Below are 18,427 nucleotides of genomic sequence, written 5' to 3'. Positions count from 1 at the left end.
TTTAGGCCGGAATAAGGACGAATACGCCCATGACGTCGACGGGCAGACTGGGCGTCACGCGATATTCACCGCGCCCTTGCGCTGCTTCACGAACACGCCGATGGTCATCCAAAAGCAACTGCGCACGCTTGCGAGCCAAAGCCTCCAGGGTTGGTTGCTGAGTATCCAGCTGGTCGAGGGAACGCTGGATATGCTGGTCGCGCAGTGGTGGTGGCATGTTCCGGGCTGGTTCGGCAGCCATCAGAGCACGGGCAGCAGCATCCTCGAGCAGAGGCACTGCTTCATCCGCTGGAACGCCAACAGTCAGTGTTTCTTCACATAACAGCAAGCGCGATTCACCGCGATGGGTCACGGTCAACTGGTGACGCAAACGCACCAGCAGCACGGTGGTTTTCACCTGAACCGCCTCAGTAAAAATTGCACCGGCCCGTGCCACAGCATCCAAGGCATTGTCATTAGAGGCCGAATTCTCCAGCGCTGACTCGAGCAGGTAGTCGGCAAGCACGGAAACCAAGGGATGGGTTCGATGAATGAACTGTGCTCCCGTCGCGATAGGCTGATGGAAATCGACGCGCAACGTGCCTGCCAGGCCTTCGCCTTCAAGCCGCTCGCGCACGGCCCCCGGCAAACTACCGGCATGGAGCTTCCAGTGGATGGCTCCCGCCTTGCTCGCGGCTTCCAGCGGTGCGCCGAGTTGCAAAGCAGCACGTCTGACAAAGCGTTCGACATCATCTTCGCCGCCCAGGACCGCCAGGGTTTTCTGCCACTCAGGCAGGACGTCCTCGGGTTTCAGACGACGTTGGGCGAACAGTGTACGGTTCTTAGACGCTTTGTCTCGAGCCGATTGCCAGGCAGTGTCGATGGCTGCCTCGGGCTCACCGAAGTCCAGGCCCATTTGGGGCATCTTGCTGGCCGTGGTCCCTTTGCGCAACAGCACGGCACCGACCAGCGCCTGTGTTAGCTTGCCCTCGTCATCGGGCATAGGCACCAGCACACCGAGCTCCTTGCGAATACTCTCGGCCTTGCGCAGGATGACTTGCAGTACGGCGCCATCAACCGGGTTGTCCTGGCCGTAGAGCATCGTGGTGCGCACTTCCCGGGCCTTCTGACCAAAACGGTCGACGCGACCTTCCCGCTGTTCGTGGCGAGTCGGGTTCCAGGATAGGTCGTAATGAACGACCGCGGTGAAGAGGTTCTGGAGGTTGATACCTTCCGACAAGCAGTCGGTGGCGACCAGGATGCGCTGCTCGGCCTCGCCCATCGCTTCAACCATCGCCTCCCGCTCCGCCGGTGCAAAATCGCCTGTAATTGGGGTTACCTGATGGTTTTTGAATACTGGGCGCAACTGGTCGGCAACGTAATGCGCCGTCGCAATATAGCGGCAGAATACGACTGGCTGAAAGCCTGCCTCAGTGAGTTCCTTGAGGTGCTCGATAAGGCGCTTGAGCTTGGGGTCCTTGGCGGCCCCCGTCAGGCCCTCGGCACGGCCAATCAGGTCGCTAAGCCACTCAGTATCCTCGGTGCGGGCGCCGGGTTCAATATCCTGCGTCGAGAGGTTGTCTTCCAGGCCATCGAGAACCCGTTCCCGGCCCTGCTCCTCGGCCTCCTCCAACGTCAGCTCCTCAACCACGGCCGCGCCCTCGGTGAGCGCGGTGCCTGAGAGCCGAGTACGTAAGGCGTTGATGGCTGCTGCCGGCGATGAGGAGATACAGCGCAGTAAGGCCAACGCCGCCCACCAGCTCATACGCTGCTGAAGCAGGCCCTGGCCTTCGGCACGAACTACCAGGGTGCGCGCATATTCGAGCACGTCATCGAACAACCGGCCCCACTCACCAGTGAGCTTGTAGGTCACTTCGGTGGAGAAGCGCTCGGGGAAGACGCTACTGTCCTGCCATTCTTCGATGTCGGGCCGGCGGCGCTGGACGAAATGATTTGCCAGTTGTTCGCGCAAGGGGCGACGGTTATCTGAAGGAATGTCCTTCAGTTCCTTGAATTCCGGATTGAGCAGACCGAGTAGGTTGTAAAAGGCTTCTTCATCTCCGGAATGCGGAGTCGCAGTGAGCATTACCAGGTGACGCTCGGGATTCTCGACCAGACCTTTGAGCAGGGTGTAACGCTGCTGCTTACCCTGGCCACTATAGGTACAGGTGTGCGCTTCGTCGACGATGACGCATTCGGGGCAGGCACGCTGGAATTCATCCCGCCGGCGGTCGGACTTGATGTAGTCCAGACTGACAACGGTAAAGGGGTAGGCTTCGAATACGGACTGGTTGGCAGGAAGCCCTCGCTCCAGCCGGTTAGCAGTGGTGTTGCGGACCACCACGGCGTTAATGTGGAAGCGCTGTTTCAATTCGCGCTGCCACTGCTCGCACAGGTGGGGTGGGCACAAGACCGCCAGACGGCTGATTTCGCCGCGGTCGAGTAATTCCCTGACAATAAGGGCAGCCTCGATGGTCTTGCCGATACCGACGTCGTCAGCAATCAACAGGCGAACAACATCCTGCTTCAAGGCCATCAGCAGTGGCACAAGTTGGTAGGCGCGCGGCTCAACGGCGATGTTGCCGAAACTACGGAAGGGGCCGGCGCCGGTGCGAAGTTTCAATTGCAAGGCATCACGCAGCAGTTGGCCGGCCGCAAAATTGGCGGCTTGCTGGACGGATGGCTTCGGAAAGGTTGCAGGCCCAACAGGGCCGGGTTCGATTGGCAAGTAGATGAGCGTCGCATCATCCTCCGCCGCGCCCAACGGACGCAGGTGCAACGTATCGTCCGAAGATTGCGGCAAGACAATCCATTCGCGGCCACGAGCCGAGACAAGGCTACCGGGTTGAAACGAGGTTTGCTGCATCATGCGTTATTTCCTGTGCCATTTCCTGCGCCGAACAGGTCGGCATGTGCTTTGAAGATGCCAGCCCAAGCATCAATTTCCTTAGGGAAGCGAACAACGTAATAGCCACCTGCTTCCAGGCAAGCATTGATGGATTGGTCCTTGCCAGCCTGCGCCGGCGCTTCATGGTGGGGGCCATCAATGAATATGGCAGCCTTCCAGTCGGCGTAGTAAAAATCGGCGGTTGTCTGGCAGCGTTCAATCGTGTGCTGCCCAGAATCGGGCGCGCGATAGCCGTTGGCCTGCACGAAATCCAGCCAGGCTTGCTCCAACGAACTGCCAGCAATGCGTTGGAGTTCGCCCTGCTGCTGCTCGGGAGTACGGCCAAAGCTGCCAACCTCGCCGTGGGAACGTGTCAATTGACAAAGAATATCCAGCGCCTTGCCTTCGTTGTCCGCATCCTGGCGGTCGATGTGAAGGTGGTCCGGCTGGTTGTAGTACGAGAGCAGGCATTTGTAGCAGCCAGCTTCGCAGATAGGCTGGCCATTCGGCCCTAGGTCATCAGTTAGGTGGGCCTGCTCCCAGCGTCCATTGGCTGGCCGCTGGTAATGCATGATGGACAGCGCTTCAGCGGCTACCTGGGCGAGCGCGTCCGGTTCCGTGGCAATACGAGTGAGCACACCCGCACCGCCCTCGGCCGACTCGTAGAACAAGATGGCGCGACGCAGGTCGGCTTTAGGGAGCGGCTCGGCCATCAATTCGCTCTCCTCGAGCTGGTAGACCGCTTCGATGCCGCGCTTGAGCGCGTACTGCAAGGTCGCCATGGTCTTGATGTCTAGCTCTTCAAGCGGACGCACGATGAGCACGTTGCGGCGGTCCTCCACGTAGGGAACGATGCGCTGCGGTGGCGTCTTATCAGGAGGCGTTTCCGGGTCTGGCTCGCCAGCTTCTTCAGCCCCGCCCATCCAATGGCCTGTCACCGGGTTAATCATGAAACCGAGCAAGCTCTTTTCCTTACGGCGCCGCCAACCCAGATTCATGCGCCAGACGGTGGCGGCTGAGCCATATTGCAACTCCAGCACCGGGGTGTCGCCGTCCTTCAGGAGCGCATGCATCACCTGGAGCTTGCCATCCTGCTCGCCGAACTGAATGGTGGTCTGCATCTCATAGCCTTGGCGCACCCGCTCTTCCTCATTGGCTGTGATGCGTTCCGCCCGCTTAGTGGATACGTTCTCGATGCGGTAAAGATTCTGAACGGCCACGGCATCAGCAAGTGGCGCATTGCAGGAAACACAGCGGTCAGCATCGCGCTGATTGCGGAAATGGCCGTAGCCGCAGACCGGGCAGATACGCGCCACATCGGTCGTGAGTTTGGCACCGATGGAAACCTGGTCATCCGAGCCGACGGAGAGCATGGCTCGGGTGACTCGATACTGACTGCCCTCGTGATAGATGAGGCTGTAGGGGCCGAACTCCGACAGCGCCAGGAAGCGCGGACGGGAGAGGAAATTCTCGCGACCAATCTTGCCCTTTCGTGCCGGAATGTAGGCCATCAGCGGTAGGCGCGGGAAGTTGTAGCCGGGCAGAAAACCTTGGCTGGCCAGATAGCGGTACGTGTAGAAGTCCGAATTGGCCGAGCCGGATTCCTGGAGCAACAGGGACTGCTGCCGGAAAGCCTCGTCGTGACGCTGTTTGGCATCGCGCCGGTCGCGTTCGCTGGCCGCCGGGTTGTTCATGACCTTCTGGTTGATTTCCATCTGCCGCTTGGTGGCGGCGAAGAGGTCGCGCCAGCGGTCGAGCGCCTTGTCGAAGGAGGTAAAGGCCTGGCGGAAGACCTGCTCGGCAAAGTGCTCTGTGTACCAAGGCGCTTTCTGTGGAGTCAGTTCCCCGGACAGCATAGATAGGATACGCAGCCCTCGGACATGAGCCCGCTTCTGGGGCCCATCAGCATCCATCTGCTGTTTGTACTCGTCGGTCAGCGGTGCCGCCGGGTCGTTCATGTCGAGCAGGCCGCGCACGCTGTTGTCGAGTTTTTTCCCCGTCTCCGCCAGCCAGACCGCATGCAGGTGGCTCTGTATAAGTTCGCGGTTTGCCAGGTCTAGTGTGGGCGGATTCACTTGGCCATGAACCATTCGTACTGGGGCACGGAAGAAATACTGGTCATGCGGCGACTGGGCAGCGCAATAGGTAATGACCAGCGCCGGCTGCCCGGCACGACCTGCACGACCACTGCGCTGGGCATAGTTAGCCGGTGTCGGCGGGACGTTACGCAGATAGACCGTATTGAGCGACGAGATGTCGACCCCGAGTTCCATCGTGGGCGAGCAGAACAGAACCGGCAGCCACTCCAAGGGCTTGCCTTTCGCAGTCAGCCAGTCGGCCTTGTCTTTTGGCGTGAAGCGGAAACGGGCCTCGCGCTCCAGGCGGTCGTCTTGCTCGACCTGCGCTGTATGTTCCCGAGCCTCGAAGTCGTAGAGACGATGAACTGGATTGGCGAGCAAGCCGGCGATATTGCCGTAGAGACTGCGGAAGAAGGCGTTGTCATCAGCGCCTCGTTTGCTTTGCCCGTCCCCAACGGTCCAAAGCAGGCTGGTGCCGTTCAACTGATACCCAGTCATGCCGAATTCTGTTTCTTCGGCCACGACCAGTCCATAAGATTTAGCGGCCTTGAGCAGTGCTCGGACGATTTCCTCGTAATGCTCGTCCTTGATTTTGGCGGCGTGGGGGTTGTCGCTGCCATCCAATTCCCGCCAGACACTGCTCTTCTTGATGTCCTTGCCGAGCTTGGAGCGGGCACTGCCCGACACCAGGTAATCGACGTTACGACGGTCCTCATCGCGGGGCTTGCCGGTGGTGATGAACCAGTTCGAGGAAATGGGGTTTTCGTCCTCGGTAAAGCCCCAAGGTTCGCGCAGGTTCGCATAGCTGGACGTCTTGAGGCGGTCCAATTCCGTGCGGTCAAGGAAGCGGGAGGCCAGGCAAAGCCCTTGTCGCATGGCATCAAAAAGCTTGATGAGCAGACGCTTGCGAACATCAGGCGAGGCGGCCAGCAGAATCAGCGGCGCATCGGCCCAGGATTCCTTGTCGGACACCAGGTCGTCGAGGTCCTGATATTCGATATGAACGAGGCCGAGTTGCTCAAGGTTCGGGTTATTGAAACGCCACCCGCGGCGCAGGTCGAAATACACCCTGTAGCCCAGAATAGCGCGCATGATGTCCTGCACCTGGCGACGGGCATTGCCCTTGATGTCGGGGTCCTGCATGTACTCGGCGCGCACACCGGGGTCGTCTCGGTCGAACCCAAGGGATTTAAAGACCGCGTCAGATACCTCTGCCTCGGTCAAGCTACCGCCGGCTTTCTGCACTGCCGCCAGCAGGGCTGCGCGTTGCAGAAGAACCTGAAGGAAATCGTTGAAATGGCCGACCTGAAGGGCCGCATCCTGGCGGTTGTCTGTAAACCCGAGAACCTTCTTGGCCTCCGCCTTGAGCTGCTCATCCTCTTCGTAGAGATAGCGCAAGGCCGAGAGGGTCAGCATGGTCGTGGCGGAACTACGCCCCTCGCCGGAAAGCCCGGTCAGTCGCAAAGACTCCTTGCCGGCCGTCTGATGCACAACGCCACAGCGTAGGCAGAAGCCGAAGCTGCCCGGAATGTACCAGCCCGGCGTGCCATCGGCAGTATGCCCCCCTTCGGCATTGAGCCTGACGTGATACGGCTGGCGCTTTTTATAGTTGGATTTCAGCTTTAGGTCGCCATTCTGGCGTTGCTCGAGCCACGTCTCCGGATAACGGTCGAGGGTGTCCTCCCAGATACCGCTGGTATCCGGCATGTAGTAGCCGCTCTTGATGTCTTCGTCGTCGTGGTTGCGCTCTTCGATATTGCGCGGACTGAAGGTGCGGCCGCTTGCGGAGTTTTCATCCCAGACGGGAACATATTCTTGCCCACACTCACGACAGAAATGCAGTGCATAGAGGCGGCGGGACCGGTCGCCCGGAACAAACTGGCTCCCTTCAAGCGTCAGGTAGCGTTTGCCTTCCGGTTCCAGCGAGCCGTAGACCTTGCTACCGCCCGAGATAAATTGGTGCAGCTTGAAGGCGAAGAGGCTCCGGCCACCCTCTTCAGCGGGCTTATCGGTCGTGCGGTAGGCAAGTAACAGAAAATCTGCCAGCACCTGCTTGGCCACTTCAACCTCGACACCGCTGTCTGCTGCCAGCTGGTCGGCAGCTGCCTCCAGCGTAATCGGCTGAGCTCGGCGCCACTTGCCTTCATTGCGTGTCAATCCCAGCGTGAGCTCTACCCAGATAGCCAGAGGATGGCGAGCCAACTCCAAGAACGATGCACCCGAAGGGAGTCCCGCACGAATTGCTTGACCCAATTGTGACCGGATATGGTCCACCAACAGGTCTTCCGGTGTAACGCGCTGAAGGGTTTCGGTAATGACGTTAGCGGCCGTCAGAGGTACGCCGAACAAGCGGCTGGCCACTTCAGCGACCTTGGTGTTTTTCTCCTGCTCACTACCCTCGGTTGCCATGGTGGCCGAGGTGCCTATGCATTGGAGCTTGTCGGCCAATGCCTCACGAACGCGCCGGACCAGCAATGCCACATCCGCCCCTTGTCGCCCCCGATAGGTGTGCAGCTCGTCCAAGACCAGGAAACGCAATCCCTTGGCATTACGGATGACAGCTTTGTCTTTATCGTCCTGACGAGTCATCAGGAGTTCAAGCATCATGAAGTTGGTCAGCAAGATGTCTGGCGGATTGGATGCGAGGCGCTGGCGCTCTTCTTCATCCTCCTGGCCGGTATAACGACCATAGGTCACCGGCTTATGCTCACCGTAGTCCGCCAGGAATTTGCCAAGTTCTTCGAGCTGGCTATTGGCCAAGGCGTTCATTGGGTAGATGACAATGGCTCGAGTCCGTGGCGTGGGGTCAGCAGCCTTCGCCTTGAGAATGGCGTCAACTACCGGTATGAAATAAGCCAGTGACTTACCTGAACCCGTCCCGGTGGTCAGAACGTAGCTTTCGCCGCCTTGGGCGAAGCTGATGGCTTCTTCCTGGTGTTTGAATAGGCTTAGCGAGACGCCTGCGCTGGAAGTGGATTTGCCAGCTCGGAAGATGCGGCTGCACTCAGCATGCAAGCCACCCTGCTGGATTAGCGTTTCGACCGTGGCGCCTGTCTTGAAATTGGGATTGACCTGAACAAGGGGAGCAGGCCAATAACGTCCGGAGTTGTAGGCCTCGTCGACAAAAGCCTGGATGTCAGGCGCTTGGATGCGAGTGAAGCTGCGGGTAAAGGCCGCATATTCGGATACCAGCTTGGTACGAAATTCAAATACATCCATCACAGAACCCTGAACTTTTGCATATGTAGACCGTAGGCATTATCCCAAAAGGAATGCGAAATACCGAAGGGAAAGCGGAGCGGAAGCCGTAAGCATCGAATTGTCACCAAGAAAAACAGTGGGTTATCACTTTCCAATTCCGCGATTGTTGTTATATCGTGGACCCACGGCATAGGCCGACCGAGTATACGTTTTAAGCCTGTTGATGGAGAGCATGGTCTCCAGGGCGCCATTTTGTGAACGGACCACAAAATGGAGGCCAGGGGATGGATAGCTGTAAAAAATCAGCGCCGAAGCACATAAAAACGCTTCAAAATCATTGCTGCACAGGCTTCTCCGGATATTTTACTTGGCATTTTTGCCAGCTAAACGCTGGACTTGCTGCCAGAAGCTGGAAGCAGCTTGGTCGCCTCAGCAACGTCCGCTCCGTTTCCCAAAACCGACAGGCAGGCCAGCAAAAATCCTGCATTGAAATTGCCGCGATTGATGCGCCGGTTGATGGTAGGCCCATTCCCTCTGATACCCACCTCATTCAGGGCTTCGGCCAACTCCCGGTAGCCCCATGCACGCTGCTGCATACCCCGCTTAATCAGCAGCTCAGCCTTGAAACCCCATTCGTCCATTACTTGGGACTGGGGTTTTACGTCGCCGGCCTTGGCATCAAGCGACAGCGGGCGTCCTTTACCTATACTCATTTTCAACGGCATGACTTGATGGGTTACGTGGATGACCAATTAAAGTCAATTTTGTCACACGTCACCTCAAGCTACCTATACCTCAGCCCCAACTACTTTGAGGTAACAGTAAATGCTTGAGAATTCCCAGCGGGAGCAACTGCTTGACCGCCTTGGGCTTCCTATTGCCGGACGGCGTTTGGTCCTTGATGCGGCCAAATATGCACCTGTACGCCAGGTGAGTTCGAAAGGCGGCGGTAATGTCATCACGCCATACCAGAGCCAAAAAATGCAGCGGACGGTCGAAACCGAAAGCCGGCATTTCGAGTTCCCGGCGGCTGTCAGCTTTGAATACGAGCAGGACGTACTGGAATACTACCCACAGCCTTGCCAGCTGAAGTTCGAGGTTATCGATGCAGACGGGGAAATCCACCAAATCGACCACATACCGGACTTCCTTATCATTGGCGAGCGTTCGGTCGTGCTCGAGGAACGCAAACCATGGAGCAAGATGGAGCGCCTTGCGGCTCGCTATCCTTGGCGTTATCAACTCGACCCGGATGGCCAGTGGGTAGCACCGCTGATTGAGCAGTGGCTGGCAGAGCGTGGCATCGGTTATCGCATCCGAACCGAGCGCGATATTCCGCAACGCCGCATCGAGAACATCCTACTCCTGGAGGATTACCTCGACCCGGCAGCGCCGCCATGTCCGGTTGATGTCGCACAAAGCATCCATGCCGCACTGGCCGAGGATGCAGTCCTCTATCTGGCCGAACTGTACGAGAAACTCAATTGCCGTTCGGACGATGTCTTCAAGCTGATTACCGACGGACTCCTGGTCTCCGACATCGATGTCGCTCCGCTTGAAGACCCACACCGTTGCCGGGTTTTCCGTGACGCGGCTGTGAGGGAGTTCGAGCACGCGCGTTTGCGCCCAGTTCCCCAAGCCATTCCCGGCGTCGTCGACATCCGTGTCGGCGCACGAGTGGTCTATGACCAACAGGCCTTCACCATCGTGATGGTGGGTGGCAGCAAAGCCGTTTTGCAATCCGATGATGGCAACAGTGTCGAAATTGCGATGGACACTCTGGAGCGCCTGGCCTTGAACCTGGACCTAGTAGCCAGCAGCGCTGAGCAGTCGGAACCCATCCGCCTCTCTGATTTCACGGAGGAGGAACTCAAAATTGCCTTGAGCCGGATGAATGGTTTGGCAAACGTCACCAATCCGAACCGCTCACAGCGTCGTCACTTGAAGGCCCTGGCCATAGCCAAACTGACAGGGACCGACGAACTGGTTGCACTGGTTCCACGGTTGCGCCATCGGGGCAACCGCATTCCACGCCTCGACGAGGCCCAAGAAGTGGCAATGCAAGACGTCATCCGGGAACACTATCTCACCAGCGCCGCCCGCAATGCTAAGCACACGCATCTTCAGCTCAAGGTTTTGTGTGCAGAACGAGGAATTGAGTCACCGTCGTATCCGACGCTGATTGCCCGCATTAAGGGGCTGTCACAGGAAACCGCAGACAAGGCTCGCCATGGCAATCGCGTCGCCTATCAAAACGGGGAGTTTGTCCATATTCTGTATGCCGACACGCCGGCGCACGGTTCCAGATTCTTGCAGTACGTGCATATGGACCATACAGAACTGGACATTGAGCTGATTTCGCTCAAAACCGGCAAATGCCTGGGCCGTCCTTGGCTGTCGCTGGCGATTGATGCCTACACCCGCCGCATCGTCGGCATGTACCTGAGCTTTGACCCGCCATCGTATCGTTCGAACATGATGCTTTTGCGCGACATTGTTCGACGCAATCGCCGGTTGCCACAGTTTATCGTGGTCGACAACGGCGCCGATTTCCGCAGCCAGGATTTTGCCCGCTTTGCCGAGTTGATGCGTATCCATGTGCGCTATCGGCCTGCCGGCCGTCCCCGCCATGGTGCGGTGATGGAGCGAATCTTCGGGCATGCGCACACTGAGTATGTGCACAACCTGGCCGGGAACACCAAGGCTACCAAGAAGGTTCGCCAGACCACAGGCAAATTTCTGCCGTCCCGACTCGCCGAATGGTGTCTCGAGTATCTGTATTACGGCCTGGAATACTGGGCGTTCGAGTATTACGACACGGAAATCCATTCAGCCTTGGGCATGACACCACGTGAGGCCTGTGAGCGCAGTTTGCTCAATGCTGGTCAGCGCTCCCACCGGATTGTTACGCTGACCCGTGACTTCCTCATCCTGACTTGCCCAACGGTAGGTCGCCGCGGAGAGCGGAAAGTCGACCGGCAGCGGGGCATCAAGGTTCACAACCATTTCCACTATTGGTGCCCGGAACTGCGCGACCCGAAGCTGCACGGCAAATACGTCCCTGTGCGCTATGACCCCTGGGATGCGTCGACCGTTTATGTCCAGATTAACAAGCGCTGGTTTGCCGCCCAGTGCAAGGCCCTGGTCGGTCACGGCCAGATGACAGAAAAGGAGCGTGAGCTCATTGCGGACGAACTGTGCGGCCGTTTGCCCCTGGCGGATGACGAAGAACCGTCACCCCAGAGGCTCAAGGAATTTCTGCGCATCTTCACGCCGGCGGGGGCCGCCAAGTTGGCCTTCGAGCGCCAACAGGAGAACCGCGAGCTCTACGAGCACATCGGCCTGGGCGCCATCACGCCCCCGACGTATCAACCGCAGCTCCGCCATCAGACTTCTGCGACCGTTACCGACATCGAACCACGAGGGAGCTATACACCGCTCCCGTCATCTGTTTGCCACCCTGAGCAACCGGACGACCTGGAATTCGAGACTTTCTAATTTTGCATCACGCCATGAACACGACTACTCAAAACACCCATCCGACCTCAACCGCCAACACCCCGACGCTGGGCGCCCGCATCCGCCATCCTCGGATTGCCTGCACCATCGAGGAATGCCAACTGATGCTGACCGCCGGCTCCAGTGCGGACCTGATTCTTGTCTGTGGTCCGACCGGCGTCGGTAAAAGTACGCTGGGTCATTTTCTGGTCACAGAAGAACTGAAACTACAAGCAGGGGAGATGGCCACCAATCCGGGATTCATGCCGGCCATCCGCGTCGAAGCACCTGCATCTGGAGAAAAGGAGTTCTCCTGGCGTTTGTTCTACCAGCGCATCCTGCATGAACTGGAGGGCGAATTGGACGCGCCACGCACTGCATATGGCGTCGACCCCGAAACCGGTAAGGTCGTGCGCCCGCGCGGCAACAATACCAACCGCCTGTCCGGCCTGCGTACGGCCGTGGAGCGCTCGCTGCGCAATCGGGGAACCCGTTTTATCGTCGTCGACGAGGCGGCCCACATCATCAATCAATGCCCGCCTGCGCGGCTGGCCCAGCAGCTGGATACGCTAAAGTCCCTCTCCAACGAATATGGCGTGCAATGGGTTCTGCTTGGCTCCTACGACCTGTTCGACCTGATGAGCCTGAGCGGTCAATTGGCACGGCGGGCTCACGTGGTTCATTTCAGCCGCTATCGCCACGACCAGGATGTCGACGTCCGCTGCTTCAACGGTTGCCTCAAGCAATTGGCCAAAGGCATGCCGGCACTGCAAAACCTCGACTTGGTGCGCTACGCCGAGGCATTTCATCAAACCACGCTGGGCTGTATCGGCACCCTGCGTGCGGTTTTGATGCGCCTAGACCGCCTCGTAGCCAGCAAAGGTTGGTCCGAGGACGCTTTGTGCACCGCATTGCTGACCGATGCACAAGTTACCCAGATTACACGTGAAGTCCTTGAGGGGGAGGAGCGGATTGCTCCCGGCCTACACCGTAATTCACTGTCCATGGATACCGTCCGTACCCCCAAAGCTGCCTGATGAGTACCATGAACAATCCCCGTACGACTCTCCATGCCCTAGTGCCGATGGGGCAAGGCACGACTGAAGTCGAAAGCCTGACCAGCTACTTCTGCCGCCTGGCTCACTCACACGGAATGACTGCGCGTAACCTGGCGGCCTGGACGCTTGAACATTACGAGCAGCCGATTCCTGACGATTTCAAGTGGTTCCGCCGCTCGTTCGGCGGGATGTCCACTGAAACAGAACAGTGGGCAGTATGGCTGGCGGAGCTGACCGGCATTGCCAACCTGGACCATCTCACCTTGGTGCCATGGCGCCATCTGATTTCCAATCCGGGTTTGCCCCCGGCCTCTGACCGCTGGTGTCCCTGCTGCCTGACTGAAGACCGGGCACAACAGCAATCGCCATATCTGCGCCTCAGCTGGGATTTTGCGCCGGTAACCGCCTGCCTTCGCCACAAGGTTGGGCTGCGTTCTGAGTGCCCGCATTGTGTCAAATCGAATGTGCGCAATCGCGCCACCACTGTGGTTGTGGGCTATTGCACTTCGTGCGGCGGATTTTTGGGGGATGCCGAAACAGAAGCGGCCACGCCACAAGCGCTCTGGAGTGCCCGGCAAGTAGGGCAGATGCTGGCCACACCACCGCGAATTGCCACCGACGGCGTTACCAAACTGCTTGAAACCATCATCGAAAAAATGGCCGACGGCAATGCGGCGGCCTTTGCTCAGGAGCTCAACCTCTCCAAAAGCGGCGTTTGGTATTGGCTCCGGAAAGGCGGACTGCCGACGCTACCGGCCTGGCTCAGCATTGCGCTTCATGGTGGAATTAGCCTAGAAAAGCTCTACGCCGGCGAGCTCGCAAACTGGAAATTGCCAACCGAACCGGTGCAGTTTGCAATGCAACTAGCCACGTCGCCACGCAAGGGTATTCAGTCTCGTGAATTGGACTGGGAGGCTATTCGCCAACAATTGCACAGGATACTGGCAGAGGAGGTGCCGATTACCTTGGCAGAAGCGTGCCAGCGTACCGGTGTTGAACACAAGCTGCTTTATCTGCGAGCCAATTCCGAAGCTCGAGCCATTGCAGACCGTTATCGTCGTCACCAAGCAGCCCTGAAGGAAGCTAAGGAAGCCCGTCTACAGGCCGAAGTAGGTGAGCTGATTCGAGAGCGACTGGATGCTGGATACGAAGGCATTAGTGCTCGGGAGGTCTGGCAGCAGCTGGTTGGCGACTTGAAGACCATTCGCCATACCTACCGGCAAGTAGCCAAAGCCATCGCGGCGAACGACTAAACAAATTCGGCAGTTCAAAAGCAAAACGGAACCAAATTGGTTCCGTTTTTTTGCATCTTGATTTTGTAGAAATCGAAGCAAAACTTTCGACTCTACATCGGGAAACCCGATAAACCAAAATGTGTCCTATCGTGAAATAAAGCATTTACTGGCCTGGTGGCCACTTTATGCTTTACGGCACAGTTACCTTGTGCCGTTAAGCGTTTGTTGTCTCGAAATAAAGCATTAACTGGCCGAGAAGCCCCTTGGAGCATACCTCTTGCCCCGCAGAAACGCCGTAAAACTGGCTGAAAACGATGGATTCCTGGGTACTGAAAAGCATATCTTGGCCAACCGTTGCGAAATATAGCAATTCTTGGCCAAAAAACGTCCCTAAAAATTTAACGGCATTTCGGCAACGAAGCACTTGAAGAGTGGCATGGGTAAGTAGAAGACCAATAAAACCTCACCAAAACCGGGCATCGATCCGATTTTTTCGAAACGCCATTCAGAAACTGTTTGATTTCTTGGTAACGCCCCCCGACACACAGCGACGCCACCTAGTACTGGAGGAACAAACCGCCATGCGCACTGAAGCATGCGTTATCGACCTGATCAAAACCGAATATGGCACCTATGCAGCGCCCAACACCAACCGTGTCATTCGTAATACCAATTCCCGGAGCAATTTAGGCGGTTTGAGCTTTTTGTCTAAGCGTCTGCAACAGGTTTGCCTACGATCTGACATGATTTCGTAATCTCATCGTCTTAGCTTGTCGCCAGTTCTCACTCGACAAGCGCCCATGAACGCACCAGCCCCACCGAATCTGGCCTTTCCAGCCACCAATTTAACGTTGCAAGACCGCCTGGATCAGAAGATATTCAATGGCCTGTACTCGCGGTCACTTGTTTACAACACCTGCTGGGAGGATCCGGAAGTCGATCGTCAGGCGCTACACCTCGGTGCTGATGACCGAGTTCTGGTCATTACCAGCGCCGGTTGTAACGCCCTCGATTACGCCCTGCAGGGACCATCGAAGGTCTATGCCATAGACGCCAATCCGCGCCAGAATGCCCTTCTGGAACTGAAAATTTCCGGCATTCGCCATCTCGGTTTCGAAGACTTCTTCGCATTCTTTGGCAACGGTTTCCATCCCGATGCCCGCCTTCTCTACCGCCAGCATCTACGCAGCGGCCTGTCATCATTTGCTCAGGCCTACTGGGACCACCGCATCGAATGGTTCCGCAGCCGGCACGGTAGCTTCTATTTCCACGGCCTGGCCGGTTTTGTCGCCCGCAGCTTTCGAACCTATTTCCGTCTGCGGCCCGAACTGGCACAGCAAATCCTCAAACTGCTCGACTCGCAATCTTTGGATGACCAACGTCGAATTTACGACGAAAAGATCGCTGGCGAATTATGGACGCCGCTCATCAACTGGGTATTAAACCGGCAACTGACCATGAGCCTTCTCGGTGTGCCGCACCCTCAGCGACGACTAGTCGAGGCGCAGCATCCGGAAGGCGTATCCGGTTTCATCCGCCACGCCATCGAGTACGTCTTCCGCAACCTGCCCGTAAGAAACAACTATTTCTGGCGCGTCTATCTCACTGGAAGCTACACGCGCGACTGCTGCCCATCCTATCTTCAGAAAGCCAATTTCCTCGCGCTCAAAAGCGGGTTGGTCGATTCCATCGAAACCCATACCTGTACCGTCACGGAGTTCCTGGAACGGGGCAGTGAGCCGATCAGCCGCTTCGTACTGCTCGATCACATGGACTGGATGAGCAGCTACCACCCCGACGCACTGATCGAGGAATGGCAGGCGATCACAGAGCGGGCTGCACCGGCCGCCCGCATACTGCTACGTAGCGCTCACGCAAAGCCTCCCTTTCTTGAATGGATCACGGTCGGAAAAAATTGCCGACCGTTGGCCGAGGTGGTCGAATTCGATACAGCATTGGCCGATCAACTGCAGCAGTCCGACCGGGTGCACACCTATGCCGGCTTCGTCATCGCACAAATGAAACAACATGCCGGTTGCTGACTTCACCGCTGATGCGCGCGTCCTGTGGCGCCTGTTGCGCGGCCAGCCCAAGGAAGGTAGCCATGCGGAGCGGTTGCAGGCGTTCTACGCGCCGCAAGCTGAGCGCTACGATGCCTTCCGCGCCCGGCTTCTGCACGGCCGTGAGGAACTGATCGAAGAACTCGCCATCGCTCCTGGCGAACGCATCGTCGAACTCGGCTGCGGCACTGGCAGCAGCCTGGAACGACTAGGGCGCCGAACACCCGAATTCGCCAGCCTGGATTTGGTCGATCTTTGCCCCGCCCTGCTTGAGCAGACAAGGCAACGTGCAGCCGGGCAGGCCAATGTGCGTGTGATCGAAGCCGACGCCACGCGCTGGCAACCCGGGATACCCGTGGATGTTGTGTTCCTGTCGTACGCGCTGACCATGATTCCCGACTGGGCGTCGGCCATCGCCAACGCACACGCCATGCTGCGCCCCGGTGGGCGAATCGGCATCGTTGACTTTCACCTACCGACAGATGGAAACCCTCTCGGCATGCGCTTCTGGCGTAGCTGGTTCGGCCATGATGGCGTACACCTCTCGGACAAGCACCTGCCGGCACTACGCCAGCTATTCACCGAACGCCAGAGTAGCGAAAGATGGGCCGCTGTTCCCTACCTGCCCGGGCTGCGGGCGCCCTACTATATCTTCGTCGGAGAACGCACGGATTGACCATGTTCGCCAGCAATGACCGCCTAGTTGTTTAGTCCCACAGTGTGCTGGTGTAATTTATAGCCAGCTACGGAGGGATGAGCTATGGGACAGGTACTACACGGATGCGCCCGCACAACAGAGGCAGTGCGTCGAGCGATACAACATAGTCAAACGAGCCTGAACGTACTGGCAGCGCAGTATGGGATCAATCCAAAGACGGTAGCCAAATGGCGTCAGCGCCAGACTGTCCAGGATTCGCCCATGGGACCAAAGCAGGTCCGGTCCTCCGTGCTGACCCCAGAAGAGGAAGCAGCAATCGTGGCGTTTCGCCGCTATACGCTCTTGCCTCTGGATGATTGTCTTTACTCCTTGCAGTCAAGCATTCCCCATTTGACGCGCTCCTCCCTGCATCGATGCTTACAACGGCATGGCATTTCACGATTGCAGGATGTTGAGGGCGATAAGCCGCAGAAGAAGAAATTCAAGAGCTACCCGATCGGCTACTTTCATATCGACATTGCGGAAGTACAGACCGATGAGGGCAGGCTCTACCTGTTTGTGGCCATCGACAGAACATCAAAGTTTGCCTACGCCGAACTACATCCACGAGCGACGCGCTTGATTGCTCGTGATTTCCTGTCCAGCTTGGTTGAAGTAGTGCCCTATGCAATCCACACCATCCTCACGGACAACGGCATCCAATTTGCCGTGCGCAAGGGAACAGAAGGGAATTGGTGCATTCCGTTTGATCGTCTCTGTAATGCCCATGGAATCGAGCATCGCCTGACTCAAGTGTGTCACCCATGGACGAATGGACAGGTTGAACGCATGAATCGAACCATCAAAGACGCCACGGTAAAACGCTACTACTACCAGACGCATGACCAGTTGAAAGCCCATTTACAGACCTTCCTGATGGCTTACAACTTCGCCCGGCGATTGAAGACGCTGAAGGGCCTGACGCCCTATGAGTTCGTCTGCAAAACCTGGACAAATGAGCCTGAGCGCTTCAGGATCAATCCGATCCAGCACACCGTGGGACTAAACACCTAGTGATTTTCGATGCCGACGGCACGCTGGTAGATGCCTTTCGCGCCGTTGAGGCTGCCTTTGCGCATCACGGCATGGACATCGGGGATTACCAGCGTTTCCAGCGCCGGCGCAAACTACTGAAATATCTGGGCGGACTGCGCGAGTTTCCGCACAATCTACGACGTCAATTGAACAAGGAAAACCGCAAGCGCTTCAAGCATTCGCTGACCGAAATCTACCGGGGCGAGGCCAAGCTCTTTCCCGGCATGGCGAACCTGCTCAGGCGTCTGATCGCCACGCCCGACATCCGGGTCGGCATCGTTTCGCGCAACGTTACCATCGAACCAGAAACCACATTATCCCTCGTTCTCCAGCGCCACGATATCGATGTTGGGCAACTCGATTTCCTGCGCTGCATTCCTCTTGGCGAGGGAAAAGCGGGGCATTTCCGTAGCTTGCGCCAAGGATTTGGCATCAATCCGGCGCGCGCATTCGCCTGCGGCGACGAATACCAGGATTACGCCGCCGCCCTGAATGCCGGCCTGCACCCTCTGATCGTATCCTATGGTTTCGAAGATCACACTCGGCTGACTGACGATTTTGACGTACTGGAAGACATTATTTCGCGCACCCCGGCCGAACTGATCGAACGCCTGCTGCACGCACTCGATCTTTCCCCCAATATAGCCCACACCACGCTCGCCGATATCGCGCTTCGAGCAAACCATTGAACGGCCGGGC

At 57.6% G+C, this 18,427-nt stretch carries 10 protein-coding genes; 7 read left to right on the top strand and 3 right to left on the bottom strand.

Annotation, left to right across the window (positions count from 1 at the left end; all coding sequences use genetic code 11):
- Nucleotide 1: 1 nt before the first annotated feature.
- From AB6Q56_RS18015 to AB6Q56_RS18005, 3 genes are all read right to left on the bottom strand, one after another.
- Complete coding sequence (locus tag AB6Q56_RS18015) at nucleotides 2-2,848, bottom strand: helicase-related protein (RefSeq protein WP_434514426.1); 2,847 nt, start codon at nucleotides 2,846-2,848, stop codon at nucleotides 2-4.
- Entirely contained in the window at nucleotides 2,845-8,163 is a 5,319-nt protein-coding gene (locus AB6Q56_RS18010; protein WP_434514425.1) for a DEAD/DEAH box helicase, read from the bottom strand. Before AB6Q56_RS18010 ends, AB6Q56_RS18015 begins: the two co-directional genes overlap by 4 nt.
- Nucleotides 8,164-8,528: 365 nt before the next feature.
- A complete protein-coding gene (locus AB6Q56_RS18005) occupies nucleotides 8,529-8,870 on the bottom strand; it encodes a DUF6471 domain-containing protein (RefSeq protein ID WP_434514424.1) in 342 nt (113 codons plus the stop codon).
- A gap of 100 nt (nucleotides 8,871-8,970) precedes the next feature.
- On the opposite strand from AB6Q56_RS18005, the gene AB6Q56_RS18000 reads away from it, so the two are divergent.
- The 7 genes from AB6Q56_RS18000 (at nucleotide 8,971) to AB6Q56_RS17970 (ending at nucleotide 18,417) form a co-directional block, all read left to right on the top strand.
- Nucleotides 8,971-11,643 (top strand): Mu transposase C-terminal domain-containing protein, encoded by a 2,673-nt coding sequence (locus tag AB6Q56_RS18000; RefSeq protein WP_434514423.1) that lies wholly within the window; start codon nucleotides 8,971-8,973, stop codon nucleotides 11,641-11,643.
- Nucleotides 11,644-11,657: 14 nt separating this feature from the next.
- A complete protein-coding gene (locus AB6Q56_RS17995) occupies nucleotides 11,658-12,680 on the top strand; it encodes an ATP-binding protein (RefSeq protein ID WP_434514422.1) in 1,023 nt (340 codons plus the stop codon).
- Nucleotides 12,680-13,954, top strand: coding sequence for a TniQ family protein (locus AB6Q56_RS17990; protein WP_434514421.1), 1,275 nt, complete (start codon nucleotides 12,680-12,682; stop codon nucleotides 13,952-13,954). The genes AB6Q56_RS17995 and AB6Q56_RS17990 overlap by 1 nt, the downstream gene beginning before the upstream one ends.
- 782 nt (nucleotides 13,955-14,736) lie before the next feature.
- A complete protein-coding gene (locus AB6Q56_RS17985; RefSeq protein WP_434514420.1) occupies nucleotides 14,737-15,978 on the top strand; it encodes a DUF3419 family protein in 1,242 nt (413 codons plus the stop codon).
- Nucleotides 15,965-16,672: a class I SAM-dependent methyltransferase gene (locus AB6Q56_RS17980; RefSeq protein WP_434514419.1), complete on the top strand. Its 708-nt coding sequence runs from the start codon at nucleotides 15,965-15,967 to the stop codon at nucleotides 16,670-16,672. Before AB6Q56_RS17985 ends, AB6Q56_RS17980 begins: the two co-directional genes overlap by 14 nt.
- An 84-nt stretch (nucleotides 16,673-16,756) precedes the next feature.
- Nucleotides 16,757-17,707, top strand: a complete 951-nt coding sequence (locus AB6Q56_RS17975) for an IS481 family transposase (RefSeq protein WP_434514418.1) — start codon at nucleotides 16,757-16,759, stop codon at nucleotides 17,705-17,707.
- Nucleotides 17,707-18,417, top strand: a complete 711-nt coding sequence (locus AB6Q56_RS17970) for an HAD family hydrolase (protein WP_434514417.1) — start codon at nucleotides 17,707-17,709, stop codon at nucleotides 18,415-18,417. Before AB6Q56_RS17975 ends, AB6Q56_RS17970 begins: the two co-directional genes overlap by 1 nt.
- The last annotated feature ends 10 nt before the right edge of the window (nucleotides 18,418-18,427 follow it).

It is taken from the genome of Dechloromonas sp. ARDL1, from assembly GCF_051122455.1.
Lineage (GTDB): Bacteria > Pseudomonadota > Gammaproteobacteria > Burkholderiales > Rhodocyclaceae > Azonexus.
This window is presented reverse-complemented; position numbering and strand designations above follow the sequence as displayed.